The 15564-nt window shown below is 60.9% G+C and carries 14 protein-coding genes and 1 pseudogene; 3 read left to right on the top strand and 12 right to left on the bottom strand.

What is annotated here, in order from left to right; translation table 11 throughout:
• Window positions 1-1128 (bottom strand): BMP family ABC transporter substrate-binding protein, encoded by a 1128-nt coding sequence (locus tag G6K99_RS21380; protein ID WP_174197807.1) that lies wholly within the window; start codon window positions 1126-1128, stop codon window positions 1-3.
• A 323-nt stretch (window positions 1129-1451) separates the two neighbouring features.
• Between G6K99_RS21380 and G6K99_RS21375 the strand changes: the two genes are divergently transcribed.
• Window positions 1452-2126: an FCD domain-containing protein gene (locus G6K99_RS21375; RefSeq protein WP_174197806.1), complete on the top strand. Its 675-nt coding sequence runs from the start codon at window positions 1452-1454 to the stop codon at window positions 2124-2126.
• Window positions 2127-2329: 203 nt separating this feature from the next.
• Window positions 2330-3007 carry an HAD hydrolase-like protein gene (locus tag G6K99_RS21370; protein WP_174197805.1) on the top strand — a complete coding sequence of 226 codons (678 nt, stop codon included), beginning with the start codon at window positions 2330-2332 and terminating at the stop codon, window positions 3005-3007.
• 13 nt (window positions 3008-3020) lie between these two features.
• Here the strand turns inward: G6K99_RS21370 and ggt are convergent, their stop codons facing one another.
• The 10 genes from ggt to G6K99_RS21320 form a co-directional block, all read right to left on the bottom strand.
• The gene (ggt, locus tag G6K99_RS21365) at window positions 3021-4610 is read right to left on the bottom strand and encodes a gamma-glutamyltransferase (RefSeq protein WP_174197804.1); all 1590 of its coding nucleotides are present in this window, start codon (window positions 4608-4610) and stop codon (window positions 3021-3023) included.
• A gap of 91 nt (window positions 4611-4701) precedes the next feature.
• The gene (locus G6K99_RS21360) at window positions 4702-5472 is read right to left on the bottom strand and encodes a glutamine amidotransferase (RefSeq protein ID WP_174197803.1); all 771 of its coding nucleotides are present in this window, start codon (window positions 5470-5472) and stop codon (window positions 4702-4704) included.
• Window positions 5473-5568: 96 nt separating this feature from the next.
• The gene (locus G6K99_RS21355; protein ID WP_158481543.1) at window positions 5569-6411 is read right to left on the bottom strand and encodes an ABC transporter permease; all 843 of its coding nucleotides are present in this window, start codon (window positions 6409-6411) and stop codon (window positions 5569-5571) included.
• Entirely contained in the window at window positions 6408-7352 is a 945-nt protein-coding gene (locus tag G6K99_RS21350) for an ABC transporter permease (RefSeq protein WP_062460010.1), read from the bottom strand. Before G6K99_RS21350 ends, G6K99_RS21355 begins: the two co-directional genes overlap by 4 nt.
• A gap of 1 nt (window position 7353) precedes the next feature.
• Window positions 7354-8424 (bottom strand): ABC transporter ATP-binding protein, encoded by a 1071-nt coding sequence (locus G6K99_RS21345; RefSeq protein ID WP_174197802.1) that lies wholly within the window; start codon window positions 8422-8424, stop codon window positions 7354-7356.
• Complete coding sequence (locus G6K99_RS21340; protein ID WP_113166320.1) at window positions 8421-9413, bottom strand: ABC transporter ATP-binding protein; 993 nt, start codon at window positions 9411-9413, stop codon at window positions 8421-8423. Before G6K99_RS21340 ends, G6K99_RS21345 begins: the two co-directional genes overlap by 4 nt.
• 4 nt (window positions 9414-9417) lie before the next feature.
• The gene (locus tag G6K99_RS21335; protein WP_174197801.1) at window positions 9418-10320 is read right to left on the bottom strand and encodes a ribokinase; all 903 of its coding nucleotides are present in this window, start codon (window positions 10318-10320) and stop codon (window positions 9418-9420) included.
• A 6-nt stretch (window positions 10321-10326) separates the two neighbouring features.
• Complete coding sequence (locus G6K99_RS21330; protein ID WP_174197800.1) at window positions 10327-11184, bottom strand: BtpA/SgcQ family protein; 858 nt, start codon at window positions 11182-11184, stop codon at window positions 10327-10329.
• 95 nt (window positions 11185-11279) lie between these two features.
• On the bottom strand, window positions 11280-12794 hold the full coding sequence (locus tag G6K99_RS21325; RefSeq protein WP_174197799.1) for an ABC transporter substrate-binding protein: 1515 nt from the start codon (window positions 12792-12794) through the stop codon (window positions 11280-11282).
• A 203-nt stretch (window positions 12795-12997) separates the two neighbouring features.
• Window positions 12998-13768 carry a GntR family transcriptional regulator gene (locus tag G6K99_RS21320; protein WP_174197798.1) on the bottom strand — a complete coding sequence of 257 codons (771 nt, stop codon included), beginning with the start codon at window positions 13766-13768 and terminating at the stop codon, window positions 12998-13000.
• Window positions 13769-14069: 301 nt separating this feature from the next.
• Here G6K99_RS21320 and G6K99_RS21315 point away from each other — a divergent pair.
• Window positions 14070-14361 (top strand): annotated as a pseudogene (locus G6K99_RS21315) (FCD domain-containing protein); the annotation flags it as partial.
• Window positions 14362-14472: 111 nt separating this feature from the next.
• Here G6K99_RS21315 and G6K99_RS21310 read toward each other — a convergent pair.
• On the bottom strand, window positions 14473-15522 hold the full coding sequence (locus G6K99_RS21310) for a DUF2278 family protein (RefSeq protein ID WP_174197797.1): 1050 nt from the start codon (window positions 15520-15522) through the stop codon (window positions 14473-14475).
• Window positions 15523-15564 lie beyond the last annotated feature (42 nt).

Raw genomic sequence — 15564 nt, 5'->3', positions numbered from 1 at the left:
TCAGGAGGTGGAGCCGACCACGCCCTCGACGAGGTAAGCCATGCTTTCGAGATCGATCGCATCCTCCGCATAAGCCTTGTCGGCCGCGATCACGGTATTGCCCTTGTTGTCCTTGAGGGGACCCTTGAACACGGAAAGCTTGCCGGTCATCGCCTCGGCAAGTGTCGCATCGAACATCTTGCGGCCTTTTTCCGATACGCCGGGACCGAGCGGGCTCATCTTGACGAAGCCGTCCTTCAGTCCGCCGCGAACGAAGTTCCCGAGTTTTTCGCCGGCCTGGGCCTTCTTGATGAAGTCCGTATAAACGTTGCCCCACGCCCATTCGGCGCCGGTCAGGTATCTCTCTGGCGCAAGCGGGCTCTGGTCGGCGTGATAACCGCAGACGAAGGCGCCGCGGCCGGCGGCGGTCTCGACCACGACCTTCGGGCTGTCGACGTGGCAGGTAATGACATCTACACCCTGATCGACCAGCGCGTTGGTGGCTTCGGCTTCCTTGATGGCGAGCGACCACTCACCGGTGAAGATCACCTGGCAGGTGATGGTCGGGTCGACGGAACGGGCACCGAGCAGGAACGCGTTGACGTTCTGCAGGACCTGCGGGATGGGCTTCGCCGCGACGAACCCGATCTTCTTGCTTTTGGAAGCATGGCCGGCGGCGACCCCGCTCAGATACTGACCCTGGTGGATGTAGCCGAAATAGGATCCGGTATTGGCGGGGTGCTTGCCCTGCTGCCACAGGCCGCCGCAATGGCGAAACTGGGTGTCGGGATATTTGGCTGCCATAGCCAGCATGTGGGGATCGAAATAGCCGAACGACGTCGGGAAAACCAAAGAGGCGCCGTCGAGGTTGATCATCGATTCCATCGTCTTCTGGACATCGACGGTCTCGGGCACGTTTTCTTCTTCGACGAGCGTGACACCCGGCATGGCCTTGATCACCGCAGCACCTTCGGCGTGCGCCTGATTGTAACCGTAGTCATCCTTCGGTCCGACATAGATGAAGCCGACCGTCAGCTCGGTCTGCGCCCATGCCGTTGCCGGCATAAGACCCGGGACTGCGCTAGCCGCAAGTCCAGCCGCAGACACCTGCAGAAAATTTCGGCGGTTCATGGAAAGGAGTTTCGTCATCGTCATTCTCCCTCGCGGCGCTCGGCCGTTCGCTATTGGACAAGGGACAGCAAGCAACAGGCGTGCCACTTTGTAAGTCATTGAAAATGCTGATGCCGACTGAACAGATAACAAGAACTGACAAAACTGCATGCAGTTTTGGCCGAGCGTGCTGATTTTAGCGTCACTGTATGAAAAATATTCGGGGAAACCGAGATGCGCTCCCAGCGCTATCTAGGATGTCTGGACGAAAAGCATTTAAGTTCAATGCATTGAGGAAAGCGTTGACATGGCGGAACACGAGCTGCATCTGTATGCACTACGTCTAAAGCGCCGAGAGTGTCGTGACTGAGGTGAAGCGAAGAAGATTAGTCCGGGCCGGGACGACTGTGGAGCAGATGGTGAGAGCCATTGCCGATATGATCGTGACCGGCGAGATGCTGCCTGGCGAAAGGCTCGACGAGCTTTCTCTCGCCGCCCGGTTCGAAGTCTCCCGGACGCCTGTCCGGGAAGCGTTGCGGGAACTCGGCGCAATGAGCCTGGTTGGCCGGGAGCCCAATCGCAGCGCCGTCGTGATGAACGTGACGCAGGCCCGCCTCCACTCCATGTTCGAGGCTATGGCGGAACTGGAAGGCATCTGTGCCAGGCTCTCTGCCGAGCGCATGACGGTCGACGAGCGACGTGGCTTGGATATCGAACATCGCAGTTCGATACATCTCGTGCATTCGGGCTCGTCGGAGGACTATTCCGCTTACAACACCGAATTCCACAACAGGCTTTACCGAGGAGCTCACAACGATCACCTTCTCGAATTGGCAACACAGACCAGGGCAAGGCTGGCGCCATTTCGCCACGCGCAGTTTCGTCTGACCGGGAGGCTCTCGAAGTCATACGATGAGCATGACCGGATCGTTACCGCCATTCTGCGCGCCGATTGCAAAGCCGCCGGGCAGGCGGCCTTCGACCATGTGTCGATCGTCAGCGACGCCAGCGCGGTTTTTGTTGCAGCGCATGGTTGAGGTTTTGACGTCGCGGATTTTCGAAAGGCTAGCTCTTCGAGAGGCGAGGACGACGGTTTGCTTCCCATCAAGGAGTGCGAATGTTGGGCTGTGACGAGATCTCCGCAAAATTGCATTGAGACCGTTGGGAAAGACTATATTTGTCTTATTCAACGGCATACCGATTGGTGCTGCTGTATGACCTGTCCAATGAAAGCGTTTTCATGTCGTATGCCGCCGCACCTGCAATCCTACTAGATCTCGATGGAACTCTAATCGCGTCGGAACCCGGAATTCTCTCGAGCTGCAGGGCAGCGCTTCGTTCCCTTGGACATGATACTGATCCTGCCATGGACATCAGGTCGATCATTGGCCCGCCGATCGAGGACGTCATGCGGTACCTGCTCGGACAGTTCGGCGACGACCGGGTCACCGAAGGGGTCGATGCCTACCGGCAGGACTACGGGTCGCGAGGCCTTCTTCTGAGTGAGGTCTATGACGGTATCCCGGAAGCTCTTTCCAGGATGAAGAAAGAAGCCAGGCTTTTCCTCGCGACATCCAAGCGCGAAACGTTTGCGCGCCGCATACTGGAAGACAAAGGCCTAGATGCTCTGTTCACCGGTATTTATGGATCGACCCCGGCCGGCGACATCGACCATAAGCCTGAACTGATTGCGCACATCATCCAGCAGCATGAGCTTGACGCGGATCGTTGTGTCATGATCGGCGATCGAAAATACGATGTCACCGGCGCCCATGCCAACGGCATGCGGGCTGCGGGTGTGCTCTGGGGCTACGGTGAGCAAGCCGAACTGGAGAGCGCGGGAGCGGATCGCCTGGTCGTACAGACCGCGGAACTGGCCGATGTCGCGCTTGGCATGGTGTCCAGCGCCGAACGATAATCCAGGCTGTCGCTTAATAACCGAGCGCGATGCCGTCCTTGCGGTGGTCGGTGGCTCCCAGCAGAACGCCCCGCTCGTGGTCGATGTAGACTGCCTGCGCACCGCCGATCGGTTCGTCCGCCCAGACGGTTGTGTGGCCGCGACGTTCCAGATCCATCCGCACGTCGTCGGAAATGGTTGGCTCGAGACTGAGCTTGCCATCGAAATAGAAACTACGCGGCTGGTCGCTCGCCTGCTGCGGATCCATGTCTCGATCGAGGATTTGGCTCAGCAGATGGCAATGGCCGACCGCCTGGTATTGCCCGCCCATGACCCCGAAGGTCATGCGCGTCTTGCCGCCCTCGGCCAGCATGCCGGGGATGATCGTGTGGAAGGGCAGCTTGCCGGGGCCGATGGCGTTGGGGTGGCCTTGTCTGACCACGAAGCCCGCGCCGCGGTTCTGCAGCAGCACGCCGGAGCGTGGCGCGTAGATGCCGCTGCCAAATGCGAAGAAGATGGAGTTGATCAGCGAGACGGCGTTGCCGTCGCGGTCGACCACGGTCACGTAGACGGTGTCCTTATGCGTCGGACCTTCCCAAGTGCCAGCCGGAGCGGCCTTTTCAAGGCTGATCTTCGAGCGGATCGCGTCTATCGAGCGATCCGACAGGATGGCATCGACGTCGGCCGTCATATGGGCGGGATCGGCGATCACCTGGTCACGCCGGGCATAGGCTGCCTTCGATGCTTCGGCGAGAAGATGGATGCGGTCTGCCTCCGACAGCGTCGGATCGCGCAGGTCGAAGCCGTCGAGGATGCGCGCAATCATCAAAGCGGCAAGCCCCTGGCCGTTTGGCGGGCATTCCAGCACATCCCGGCCCCGATATTTGGCCGAGATGGGTGCGGTTTCGAAGGCGGCGAAACTGGAGAAGTCACTTTCCTCGTGCAGGCCACCTAGCGACTGCAACAGGCCGACGATCTCCTCGGCCACCAGGCCCTTGTAGAAGGCGTCGCGGCCGCCCGTCGCTATGGCGCGCAGGGTGGCGGCCAGCGCCGGGTTGGTCATCCGCTGGCCGGTCACCGGCGCCTTGCCGTTCGGCAGGAAGTAGCTTGCGGAGCCTGCGAACTTACCGACGCGGGGGCTGTAGCGCGCCCAATCGAGCGCGACGCGTGGGGTGATGCAATAGCCGTCCGCGGCAGCGGCAATCGCTGCGGCCAGAACACGGTTCATCCCGAGGCTACCATGGCTTTCGATCAGCCGGCACCAGGCATCCACTGCGCCGGGTACGGTTACGGCATGTGCGCTATCGTCGGGGATGGAGGAGAAGCCTTTGTCGATGAAATAGGCTAGCTCGGCCTTCTGGGGTGCACGGCCGGATCCGTTGAGCGCGACTGGCGTTCCGCCGGCCGGTGAATAGAGAGCAAAGCAATCGCCGCCGATCCCGGTCATCAGCGGGTCGATCACCGATTGCAGCGCCACCGCCGCCACCGCCGCATCGACCGCATTGCCGCCGGCGCGCAGGATATCGACCGCCGCCAGGGTCGCCTGGGGATGGGAGGTCGCAGCCATGCCGCGGTCCGAAATGGCGACCGAGCGTCCCGGCTTGAAAAAATCGCGCGATGTCATGGCATCTGCTCCTGATCTGCGAAGATTGGGTACCGGCGGCCGGCCGGTGGTCTCGCATCCGGCCAGCCGCGTGTCTCGTCGTGCGCTGCCGTCAGCGTGTTTCGGTCATCCAGCCGAGGATGTTTTTCCAGAGCCTGGCGTAACCTTCCCATTCGCAGAAAGCCGGCGAAAGCCAATGAGGGCCGATGTCCGAAGTCCACGCCACGGTGCGGCCTTCGCCATGGGTGCCGGTCACCAGCAGCGGATGGCCGCCTTGGTCTTCGGGCAGGCGGGCGAGCACGTCCACATCGGCGCGGTCGCGCACCTCCACCTCGTTGACGCCCAGAAGCAGAGGCCATTCGCCGCCAAGGCCGGCCATCACCGGATGGTCGGGCTTGAGGACGACGGCCGTCGAACCCTCGGGTATTTCAACCCGATCGTCGTAGGGCAGGCAGGTGACGGGCAGCGTGTCCTCTACGGCCGTGCGGCGCCAGCGCGCCTTGCCGTCGATGCCCTGGAACGAGAAATATCCGCCGACCATCAGCAGTCCTCCGCCCTTTTCCACCCAGGCCTTGATGAGCTTCAGCCGGTTGGGCACGGTCTTGGAATGCAGCCATACGGCCGGCGGCAGCAGCAGCGAGTTGGCGCCGATATCCGAGAGGATGATCGCATCGTAGGCGTCGAGCCCGGCCATCTCGAAGGGGAATTTCTCGACCGCGTCATGGGCCGGCATATAGGTCAATTCGTACTCGCTGCCATCGAGCGCCTTGACCAGCGGCTCGGCGCCGAGGTGGAAGGTGACGCTGCCGAACTGGTCGAAGCCCTTGTAATGGGTGGCGGAGCTGATCCAGCTTTCGCCGACGAGAAGCACTTTCTTGGTCATGTCTTACCGGTCCTCGTGAGGAGTTGAAATATCGCTCTTGGTGGCGTCGGTTGCACCTTGAGCGAGGTGGAAGATGGCGGGTCCAGTGGCATCGGCTCAGTCGCGCGGATCGAGACGGTCGCGTAAACCATCGCCGAAGATGTTGAAGCCGAGCACAGTGAGGAAGATTGCAGCACCCGGAAACCAGGCGAGCCAGGTTGCCTGGTCGATAAAGCTGATCGCATCACGCAGCATGCTGCCCCAGGTCGGGGTCGGCGGCTGGACGCCAAGACCGAGGAAGGAAAGATAGGACTCCGTGATGATCGACGAGGCAAGCAGCAGCGATGCCTGGACCAGGACGGGCGACAGGGCATTGGGCAAAACGCTGCGGGTCATGATCGTCAGATTGCTAAAGCCGAGCGCCCGGTTCGCCTTCACGTAATCGAGGCTGGAGACCAACATGGTCTGGGCGCGGGTCACCCGGGCGATGGTCGGCGTGTTGATGACGGCGATCGCGATGATCGTGTTGGTAAGCGACGCGCCAAGCGCCGCTGTGATGCCGAGTGCCAGCAGGATGCCCGGAAAGGCCAGTAGAACGTCCATGCAGCGCATCAGGACCGCATCTGTTCTGCCGCCCAGATAGCCGGCCACAAGGCCGATCGGCAGGCCGACAAGAACCGCGCCACCGACGCTGATCACGCCGACAAGCAGCGATACCCGTGCACCGGACAGGATACGCGACAGCACGTCGCGACCGAGATCGTCGGTACCGAGAAAATGATCGGCGGACGGTGGGGCAAGCGTTGCCATGAAATCGGCAGCGTCAGGCGCATAGGAGGACAAGACCGGTCCGAACACCGCAGCCAGGACAAGGATGCTGACCAGCGCCATGCCGAAGGCACTGCGGCTGTCTTCCACAAGACGGCGTATCAACGAGTGAGATGCGGGAGCTGTGGTCATGCACGTTTCCTCAGTCTGGGATCGAGCGTCGCGTAAAGAAGGTCGGTGGCAAGATTGATGAAGACGAAGAGTACGGCGGATGCCAGGATGGCGCCTTGCACCACGGGATAGTCACGCGCGAAGATCGCATCGACCGTCAGCTTGCCGATGCCCGGCCAAGCGAACACCGTCTCGGTTACCACCACGCCGCCCATCAACTGGCCGAGCTGCAGGCCGACCAGCGTCGTTACCGGGATCAGGGCGTTTCGCAGCGCATGTTTCCAGACCACACGTCGAAAGGGCAGGCCCTTGGCGCGCGCCGTCCGGATATAGTCCGCATTCAGCACGTCGAGCATGGCGGCGCGGGTCATGCGCATGGTCGATGCGGCCATGGCGACACCGAGCGTGATCGCCGGCAGGGTGATGTGGCGTAAAGCGCCAACGGGATCTTCCCCGATAGGCACATAGCCGGAGGAGGGGAAAATCTGCAGACGGATCGACAGGAAGAGGACAAGCAGGATCGCCAGCCAGAAGCTTGGCAGCGAAAGGCCTGCCAGCGAAATCAGCGAGACGCTATAATCGGCGACGCTGTTTCGGCGTGCTGCGGAAATCACTCCGGCCGGAATGGCGATGACCAGCGAGATCAAAAGCGCCGCTAAGCCGAGCTGCATGGTCGGCACCATGGCGGTCATGACCATGCTGAGGACCGGTCGGCCCGACTGGATGGAACGACCGAGATCGCCGATCAGAAGATGCCCGAACCAGGAGATGAACCGGAGCGGCAAGGGCTCGTCTAGAGCAAATTTTGCGCGCAGCGCGGCGATCGCTTCCGGCGTGGCATCCATGCCGAGCATGGCGGTGATCGGATCTCCGGGGATCATCGCGAGCAGCGTGTAGGAGAGCACGCAGAGGCCGAAGAGGACCGGAATGACCGAGAGAACGCGGGTGACGATCAGCTTCATGTCAGATCTCCTCAACCTGTTGCGTTTGGCGGTCACGGGCGCGGCGATAGGCGGCCATGCGGGCAGAGGCGGATGTGCCCGGCAGGGTGTCTGGGAGCGTCTCGACCTGCGGAAGCGTCGTAGCGAAGAAACAGGCCGACAGGTGGGCCGCATCCACCGGCACGAGTGGCGGCTCCTCCTGCGTGCATCGGTCCTGCACATAGGGACAGCGCGCGGCGAACCGGCAACCGGCGATGCGGTTGGTCGGATCGGGTGGCTCGCCTGTCAGAAGCACATGCGATTTTCTCTGGATCTCGACGCGGGGTGCGGCGGCCAGAAGCGCCCGGGTATAGGGATGCTTGGGATTGTCGAAGAGTTCGCGGGTCGGCGCCTGCTCGACGATCCGGCCCGAATACATGACCGCGACATCGTGGGCCAGATGGCGAACGACGGCGAGATCGTGCGAGATGAAGATGAAGGCGACGCCGGTATCGCGCTGCAGGTCCTGCAGAAGGTTGACGACCTGCGCTTGCACGGAAACATCCAGCGCTGACACCGGCTCATCGCAGATAATCAGATCCGGCTGCACCGACAGCGCCCGGGCGATCGCGATGCGCTGCCTCTGGCCGCCGGAAAACTGGTGAGGGAAGCGGTCCAGCTGTTCAGCGGACAGACCGACCGCTTCCATCAGGGCGGCGGCGCGCTTCAATGCTTCCGGCCTGTCGCAAAGCCGATGCAGCAGCATGGGGCGGACCAGGACCTCGCGAATGCGTTCGCGAGGATCGAGCGATGCAAAGGGATCCTGAAAGACGACCTGAACCCGCCGACGAAAGCGGCGAAGGCCATTGCTGTCGAGAGCCATGGCATCCTCGCCGTCGAGACGGATGCTGCCGCTGTCGGGATCCTGAAGGCGCAGCAGCAGGGAGCCGACCGTGCTTTTGCCGCAGCCGGATTCACCGACGACCGCAAGCGTGCGGCCACGCTCGACTGAAATGCTGACAGTGTCGACCGCATAAAAGTGCTTCGGCTTTCCCCAGCCGGTGGAGACGGAAAACGATTTCACCAAATTTTCGGCGGCGAGCAAGGGCGTCATGCCAGGTCCTCCACGGGCGCGCGCCAGCAGGCGACATGGTGGTCGACGCCAATCTCGCGCAGTGGCGGAAGCTTGGCGCATTCGGGTGCCGCAAACGGACAGCGCGGCGCGAAACGGCAGCCGAGCTCCTCCTCCCAGGGCGGCGGCATGCGGCCGAGGATAGGCTCGAGGCGTTCCACCGTCGCGCCCAGATGCGGCATCGCTGCCAGGAGGGCGAGCGTATAAGGGTGCTGGGCATCGGTAAAAAGAGAAACGGCCGGCGCCCTCTCGACGATGCGACCGGCATACATGACCGCCACGTCGTCGGCGATTTCCGAAACCACGCCGAGATTGTGGGTGATGAACAGGATGCCCATGCCGGAGCGCTCGCGAAGCTCCATCAGCAAGGCAAGGATCTGCGCCTGAATGGTCACGTCGAGCGCCGTCGTCGGCTCGTCGGCGATCAGCAGCGACGGTTCGCAGGCCAGCGCCATGGCGATCATCACGCGCTGGCGCATGCCGCCTGACAGCTCGTGTGGATAGGCATCGAGCCTGCGCTCGGCGGCAGGAATATGAACGCTCTGCAAAGCCGCGAGCGCTTTTTCCCGGGCTTCGGCAGCAGATACGTTCTGATGAAGTTGGACCGCCTCGGCAATCTGGTCCCCGATTGTAAAGACCGGATTGAGACTGGTCATCGGCTCCTGAAAGATCATCGCCATGCGGCTGCCACGCAGCTTGAGCATGTCGCGTTCGGTGAGTGTCTTGAGATCCTTACCTTCGAACAGCGCCTTCTCTGCCGTCATTTCCGAAATATCGTCCGACACGAGCCGCATCAGCGACATGGCGAAAACGCTCTTGCCGGATCCTGACTCTCCGACAACGCAAGTGATGCGGCCAGGGGCAATTTCCAGCGAAACATCCCTCACGATCCGAACTCGCTTGCCCGGCGGACCGAGGGCCACGGACATGCGATCGATGTCAAGAAGAAGGTTCTGTTCTGTTTGCGCCATCACGTCAGGCCTCCGTTTTGCAAAGGGCGGAGAGTTCGGCAGGGCTGGGCAGTGCGCGGAAGGCTCCGGGACGCGTGGCCGTGATGGATGCAGCAGATTGGGCATAGGCGATCGCTTTCTCCAACGAATGGCCGAGCGAGAGGGTCGCGCACAGCGCGCCGCAAAACGTGTCGCCGCAGCCGGTCGTGTCCCTGACCTTGACGGCAATCGCTTCGTGGTGCCGAGTGGTGCCGCTCGAGTGCACCAGACAGCCGTCGCCGCCGAGCGTGATGATGGTGGTTCTTGCGCCTCGTTCGTGAAGCCTTGCAGCCGCAGCACGGGGATCATCCAGACCACTGATGGCGTCGGCTTCACCACGGTTGACGACAAGAATATCGCAATGGGCAAGCAGCGGCGTGGCATCCCACCAGATCGGGGCCGGGTTGAAGACCGTATAGGCGCCGCGGTCGCGTGCGGCCTTGAACCCGGCAAGTGTCGTCTCCTGCGTCAGATTTCCCTGGGCAAGGAAGAGATCGCCTGCCTCGGTGTTGGCGGCGAAGCGGGACGCGGCTTCTTGAGAGAAGGCGGCGGCACAGGCGCCGGCGGTGACGATGCTGTTTTCGCCATCGGGCAAGACCATCAGGAGCGAAAAATCGCTTGAGCCTTCCGACCGCTGCGGTTCGAAGACCAGGTTTTGTTCGGCACCGAGGATTCGGATGATCTCCTCGCCCATGCCGTCATTGCCGATCGGGCCGGCAAAGCGCGTATCGGCCCCCGCGCGGGCGGCAACGACCGCCTGATTAAGGCCCTTGCCGCCAGGCGCACGCATGGCACCGTCGCCGAGCAGAGTTTCGCCCCGCTCGGGCAGGCGTGGCATCTGCAGGCTGATATCGAGCCCGGCATTGCCGAGTACAAGGACCTTAGCCACGCGCGGTCAGCTCCTTGCCTTCTTGACGGCCTGCATAAAGACGTTCAGGCGCTCGGGATCGACCGGGTTCCACCAGACGCCATCGCGTTTCAGGTAGCTTGCGACGATGACGGCGTCTGCGACCGAAAATATATCGCCGACATTGTCTGGCGTGACGCCGGAGCCGACGGCGACGGGAAGCGACGTGCCGCTATCGATGGTCTGGAGCTCTTCCATGGTGGCGGAATCGCCGGTGCGCTGGCCTGTGGCGATCGCTACGTCGGCGTCGAAGAATTCGTTGTCGCGGGCAAGTTCCTGGATGGTGCGGTCGCCGGTGATCGCATGGGCGCCGTGCTTGACGTGCACGTCGGCGAAGATCTTGATGTCGCGGGCGCGGAGGTACGCACGGTAGCGCGCAGCTTCGCCGGCAGGTCCGTCCATCAGGCCTTCGTTTGCGACATAGGCATTGGACCACTGGTTGACGCGCACGAAGGCGGCGCCAGCGGCCTTGGCGACGGCGATCGCCTGGATCGCGCCGTTGGCCAGAACATTGACGCCGACCGGAATGCCGGTTGCGCGACGCACCGCATCAGTCATGACAGCCATCGAAGCGGCGGTTTCCGGGCCGAGATTGTTCGGCTTGGCGAACGGGATGTCGCCGTGGTTCTCGACGATCAGTCCATCGACGCCGCCGGTCTTGTAACGCTCTGCCTCGGCAACGGCAAAATCGACAATCTCGGACATCGGCTGACCGTCATAATCCGGTGAGCCTGGAAGAGCGAGGGAATGGATCACGCCGATGACGGCCTTGCGGCGGCCGAAAATCTGCTCGATGGCATTTGGCTTCACGCGGAAGACCGGTTTTGCCTTTGGTGTATCACTCATCTGGTTGCCTTTTTGCTTTTGCAGTCTTTTGGCACCGTCGCGACGCAGCAGGGCGCGCGACGGTGTGTCGTGAAGTTAAAGGAGAGCGGGAGGGATCACTTCTGCAGCCACGCGTCTCCGAGGCGGAAGGCGGTGTCCGGGTAAGGGGTCCAGTGAAGCTTCTTGGTCGAGCCCTGCAGCGTCGAGTCAAAATGCAGGAACAGCATTCCGGCGTCGTCGGAAATCATCTGCTGTGCCTGCCTGTACATCGTAGCGCGTTCGGACTGGTCGGCGCTGACACGGGCCTTTTTCATCAGGCTGTCGACGTCATCATTGCTGTAGCCCGAGAAGTTGTTCGGACCGCCTTTGGTGAACCAGTTGTACATGTTGCCATCCGGGTCCGGGCGACCGGTCCAGGGCGACCAGGAGATATCAAAGTCCTTCTTCTGAAGGACCGAGATCAGGCTTGTCGCGTCAACCTGACGAACCGAGACCTTGAAGCCGGCTTCCTGCGCCTGCGCCTGGATGATCTGTGCGACGCGGAGCTGCAGGGGCGAGGCGACGACGGTGATCGCGAACGGCACACCGTCCGGATGGCCGGCCTCGGCTAGCAGTTGTTTGGCCTTTGCAACGTCACGCTTGTAGGGCTTGAAGTTCGGATCGAACGCCCAGGTGATCGGTGGTGGAACGGGACCAAAGGCAGGTGAACCCGTATTGAAGTAGGCCACCTTGTTCACGACGTCCTTGTCGACGGAATACAGCAGGGCCTGACGGACCTTCATATCGTTGAAGGGGGGCTTGGTATTGTTGATCGAGAAGGCATTGAAGCCGAGGCCCGGAATGTCGGCCACATTGACAGACGCGTCTGCCTTGATCTGTGCCAGACTCTGCGGCGGGACGATGTCGACCAGTTGGAGATCGCCACTTTTCAGGCCGGCCGTGCGCAGCGTTTCGTCAGGGATCGGTCGAATGATGACCTTGTCGAGGGGGGCACGCCCCTTGTGATAGCCGTCGAAGGCAGAGAGCACCATCTGGCCGTTTTTGGTCCAGCTATCGAGCTTGAAAGGTCCGGCACCAACCCCCTTGGTTGCGAAATCAGTACCGAGTTTCTGCAGCGCGGTCGGCGAGACGAAAAGGCCCGCACGGTTCGTCATCACCAAGGGAAATTGCGCGTAGGGCTGGGAGAACTTGACGGTGAAAGCGAGCGGTCCCGTAACCTCAACCGAAGCGATCGGGCCGAGGTCCGAACGACGCGGCGACCCGGTCTTTTGGTCCAGCATGCGGTCGAGATTGAACTTTGCGGCCGCGGCGTCGTAAGCGGTTCCGTCCTGGAACGTCACGTTCGGCTTGATCTCGAACGTGTAGGTGAGGTTATCGACCTGTTTGTAACTGGCAATGCCCGGGACGACCTTGAGATCCGGCGTCATGGTCAGCAGGGGTTCATAGATCAGGTATTGCTCGTAGAGCTCGAAGTAGGAGGCGAAGAAGGCGGGATCCAGTGTCACCGGATCCGAGACGACGCCGATGTTCAGCGTGCCGCCTTTTTCTTGTGTCTGAGCCGAAGCTGCGACAGGCAAAAGAGACAGGGAGAGGGCTGCGAGGCCCAGAAACGAGGTGCGTATAGTCGTCAACGACATGTTCCTTCTCTGGCGATTCTTATTTTTGTTGTGTCTTCAGTTTTTCTCGGGACGCACCTCTCCTGCGCCGGGAAGCCCGTCGGGACAGATGGTCACGGATGTTTGTCTTCATCGACGGCTGCCAAAACGGCACGGATATCCGGCAGAGTCCCCGACCAAGCCGCGGGCTCCTGTGTCGCGAACAGCTTTTCGAGCTGTCAGGCTTTGATGAGCTTCACGTGGAAGCTGTAGCGTTCTGCGAGATAGTGCAGGACGACGTATTCCACTGGCTGCCTGTCCGGCATCCAGGAGGTTCGATGGCAGATCAGCACGACCGCTGGCTGCCGGACGTTGAGGATGCGGGCCGTCATGGTATCGGCCATCGCGGCTTCGATGCGTTCGTCGCCACCGGCGAACACGATGTCGTCGCGCTTCAGTCTTTCGTAAAGCGAGCCGCTATCCAGTTCCTCGATCGTCGGGATACCCGACTTCTTGAACAGTTGCGGGCGCAGATAGGTGATCGAGGTGGCGAGAGGCATGCCGTCCGCCAGCATTGTCCTGTCGATCTCCACCACGTCGTCGCCGGGCTGAAGTTGCAGCTCCAAGGCGATCGCCGCACTTGCGGACACGATCTTTACGGATCGTGTCCGATAACCTGGTGTGAGACCGCGCCGGCGCATGTCTTCCGAGAACGAGGAGATCTGGTTCAACGGACGCTCGACACGCGGCTCGATGACGATCGACCCGACACCGGAGCGTCGCTTGATTAGGCCTTCGGTCTCCAGATAATCCAGCGCTGCCCGTGATGTGCTGCGGCTGACACCGAAGCGCTTGTTGATCTCCGCTTCACCCGGCAGAACATCGCCCGGCTTGAAATTGCCGCTCTCGATATCCGTGCGCAGCCGGTCCGCAATCTGCGACCAGCGTGGGATAGGGCTCTCCTCAAGATCGGTATCGTTCCAGCTCATGGCGATAGAGTATAACGTCATGACATTTCGTCAAGGCTATTTTTAAGCAATTTGATGTGCGCTTAGTTTTTGGGCGGGATCAATATCATTGAACAGCGCTCGCCGATGGACGGTGCCGAGGTGGCCGTCGAAGTGCGGTCCCTCCAACGCGGTAAGTATGTTCGTGGTCGAGTGCTCCACCGCCTTGGAGCCCTCCATCTTGGGGTAAGGTCAAGTCGGGGCGGCAGGACGGCTCGTCAACATAAGCCGTCCCGTCGCAAACGGAGCGAGCGTTGCTCTTCCACCATCGCCAGCTTCCTCACATTCAAAAGCGCTGAACTCTGACATCATCGAACACCAACGCCGATCCATGGGAAAAGCCGAGGAGTTTATCGCAGCAGATATGCAGTTTCACACGCGCATCGCGCAGATCACCGGAAACCCGATCTTAATTGCAGTCAGTGAAGCGATGCTGGCATGGCTGATGACCTATTACACGGACGTGCTCATCTGGACCGGCAAGGAGAAATTCACGCTGGTTGAGCATGAAGAGCCTCCATCGACTGGCGGCTAAGGATGTTGGCGGTGCGGTCCTTACGCACCTTGGACGGTCGAGGGCATCGTACACGCGATAGCAAGACCATAAAGGGACGGATGTTCTGACGGCAGGTCGATGGTTCTCGTCCGTTCAACTTGAAGGCTCGGAAGCGGATGTCGCGATAGCGCTTCTCTGTGGTAAAGTTTGGTCACGGCTGAAATGGAATGGTTCGCCCAGGTTGGCGCGCCTGACCCTTGGTGTATGAAACGCCATGCACCTTGACGCCATCGACGTTCAACAGAGTTATGATCCCTCCCTTGTTAGACAAAGCGGCTGGTGACTTGATCTCGATGCTCATGGTCGCGCCAGCAGCGATCGTGCCGGACAGCGTCATCGTATTCTTCTGCTTATCCTTGATCATCCATCCATCGAGCTGAACGGCAACGTCGGCCGTATTCAGTAGGGTGACGGTCTCGCGTTCGGGGGTGCGCACGTCGTTGACAAGTGCTGCGATGATCCGCACCAGTCCATCAGGAACGTCAAACGGCGGAATTCGGTCGCGATCTACCGGCGTATGTGGCTCACCATCGTGATCTGGATTGGCCGGGACGATCGGATCGGCGCTATCGTCGTCGGAATGCCAAGCTTGCGTCTGAAACTTGAGGAAGATCGCCACCCACTGGTTTTCGTTCGGGAATTCGAAAATCAGCGCACCATCTTGGAATTTGCCGTTGTCGCTCGCGAATTTACCGGGCGGGTTACCCTGGTTCATATGGATATCATGAATGCCGCGACCTGGCTTGAAACCGAAATACTTGTCCGCTTTGTCGGGTTCTGGACCCCAGGTTTCGCCAAATGCATAGATCCAAGACTCTTCATTGGACATGGCGCGCTGCAAATAAGCGTCGATCTTTTCGTTCAGGTCGTTGTCTGGCCCTGTGGCTGAAAGCGGCAAGGGCTTTAGCTCCCAAGGCTGCATGAGATTGCTCCGAATGAAGTCGAGAGCGATGCCATCTGGAACGCTTGCTGCGCGGTGAAGCCCCTCGGACAACGCCGCAATCTTTTCCGTGATCGGATGCTCAAAGGCCGAGCGGACCAAGAACTGTACTTCGCTCCCGTCCTGTGATCTGACATTGATCGCAATGCGATGCATGGTTCCGTTTTCGGATACCAAAACCTGATAGTGGGGATTTGCGCCTGTTGCGAGGCGGTTGTTCGTCGGACGTCCCTTCAGGACGGCGTAGTTTTTCAGCGGCATGTCAGGGCTCACACAGTTAGAATTCATCGAATAGCAGTGTCG

The organism is Neorhizobium sp. AL 9.2.2, assembly GCF_013317225.1.
In the GTDB taxonomy this organism is placed as follows: Bacteria; Pseudomonadota; Alphaproteobacteria; order Rhizobiales; family Rhizobiaceae; genus Neorhizobium; species Neorhizobium soli.
Note: the sequence above shows the minus strand (reverse complement) of the source record. Positions and strands in the feature narration are given on the sequence as shown.